This window comes from Streptosporangium sp. G12 (genome assembly GCF_052983175.1).
The window spans coordinates 1-2,110 of record NZ_JBRIQO010000078.1 but is presented as its reverse complement, the minus strand read 5'-3'; the positions used below and the strand labels follow the sequence as shown (position 1 = coordinate 2,110).

Sequence of the window (2,110 nt, the reverse complement as noted above, 5' to 3'; positions counted from 1 at the left end):
CGGCTCTGGTCGGCGGCGCTGCGCTCGACCGCGGCCAGCACACGCTGGATGTTCAGTCCGTCGTCGAACGACGGGGCCGGGGCGACACCGGCGGTGATCGCCTCGACGAAGTCCTTCACCTCGTGGGTGAAGGTGTGCTCATAGCCCAGGCCGTGACCCGGCGGCCACCACGCCCCCGCGTAGGGGTGCCCGGCCTCGGTGACCAGCACCCGGCGGAACCCCGCCTCCTCGGCCGGCAACGCGTGGTCGTGAAACCACAACTCGTTCATCGCCTCGAAGTCGAACGCCACACTCGCCTTCGAACCGTTGATCTCGATGCGCAGCGCGTTCTTGCGGCCGGTGGCGAACCGGGTCGCCTCGAACGACGCCAGCGCGCCGCCACTGAGACGGCCGATGAACAGGGCCGCGTCATCGACGTCGACCTCGCCCATCTCGGTGCCGCTTCCGTTGCCGGTGTCGGCCGACAGTCCGGCCGAGGCGCCGGCCAGCGGCCGCTGGGTGATGAACGTCTCGGTCAGCCCGGACACGTGCGTCAGGCGCTGGCCGGTGACGAACTGGGCGGTGTCGATGATGTGCGCGCCGATGTCGCCCAGCGCGCCGGAGCCGGCCAGGTCTTTTCGCAGCCGCCACACCAGCGGGAAGTCCGGATCGACGATCCAGTCCTGCAGGTACTGGGCCCGCACGTGGCGGATGGCGCCCAGGCGGCCCTCGGCCACCCAGCGGGCGGCCTGGGCGATGGCCGGCACCCGGCGGTAGTTGAACGCCACCATCGCATACACCCCCCGCTCGGCCGCCGAGCGGGCCGCCGCCGCCATCGCCTCGGCCTCGGCGACGGTGTTGGCCAGGGGCTTTTCGCACAGCACGTGCTTGCCGGCCTCCAGCGCGGCGATCGCGATCTCGGCGTGCGAGTCGCCCGGCGTGCAGATGTCGACCACGTCCACGTCGTCGCGGGCGATCAGCTTGCGCCAGTCGGTCTCGGCCGCGGCCCAGCCCATCTGCTCGGCCGCGGCCGCCGTCCCCTCGGCCGAGCGGCCGCAGACCGCGGCCATCACCGGCCGGGCCGGCAGGTCGAAGAACGCCGACACGCTGCGCCAGGCCTGGGAATGCACCCGGCCCATGAAGGCGTACCCGACCATGCCGATCCCGATCGGCGGCTTTTCCCCATCGACCATCAGGACTCGAATCCCAACGGCAGGTACTCGGCCACGTTCTCCTTGGTGATGGTCTCGGAGGCCAGGGTGATCGACTGGGGCACCTGGTTCTCCACCAGGTCGCTCATGCCCTTGCCCTGCGCGATCAGGCGCGCCAGCTTGATCGCCGAGGAGGCCATGGTGGGGCTGTAGGTCACGGTGGCCTCCAGCACCCCCGACCCGGCCTGGATGTCGCGCATCGCGTTGGCCGAGCCGGCGCCGCCGACCATGAAGAACTCGCTGCGCCCGGCCTCCTTGATCGCGGCCAGCACGCCGATGCCCTGGTCGTCGTCGTGGTTCCAGATCGCGTCGATCTTCTTGTGCGCCTGCATCAGGTTGGCGGCGACCTTGGTGCCCGACTCCACGGTGAACTGCGCGTCCTGCTTGGCCGTCACGCTGAAGCCGTAGGTCTTCAGCGCGTCCTCGAAGCCCTTGCTGCGGTCCTGGGTCAGCGGCAGGGTGGCGATGCCCTGGATCTCCAGGATCACCGGGTTGGCCACCCCCTTGTCCTTGAGCTTCTTGCCGATGTAGTGGCCGGCCGCCACGCCCATGCCGTAGTTGTCGCCGCCGATCCAGGTGCGGTAGGAGAGCTTGTCGGGGAAGACCCGGTCCAGGTTGATCACCGGGATGCCGGCGTCGGAGGCCTGGCGGGCGATCTGGTTGAGCTGCTGACCGTCGTTGGGCAAGATCACCAGCGCGGAGACCTTCGCCGCGATCAGCGACTCGACGGCGGAGATCTGCGCGTTGATGTCGTTGGTCGGCTCGACCGGCTTGAACTCGATGTCGGAGTACTCCTTGGCCGCGGCCTCGGCGTTCTTGGCGATCGCGGCGATCCAGCCGTGGTCGGCCGCGGGCGCGGAGAAACCGATGACGACCTTGTCGCCGGGGGCGTCGTTGCCACCGGTCGCGGCCGGAGCCGG

Annotated in this window: 2 protein-coding genes; both read right to left on the bottom strand. The window is 70.1% G+C overall.

Going from position 1 to position 2,110, the window contains the following annotated elements:
* On the bottom strand, positions 1-1,172 hold a 1,172-nt coding region (locus ACVCAG_RS45630), incomplete at its 3' end, for a Gfo/Idh/MocA family protein (protein WP_447191663.1).
* A partial coding sequence (locus tag ACVCAG_RS45625) for a substrate-binding domain-containing protein (RefSeq protein WP_440089911.1) occupies positions 1,172-2,110 on the bottom strand: 939 nt, incomplete at its 5' end. The genes ACVCAG_RS45625 and ACVCAG_RS45630, both read right to left, overlap by 1 nt.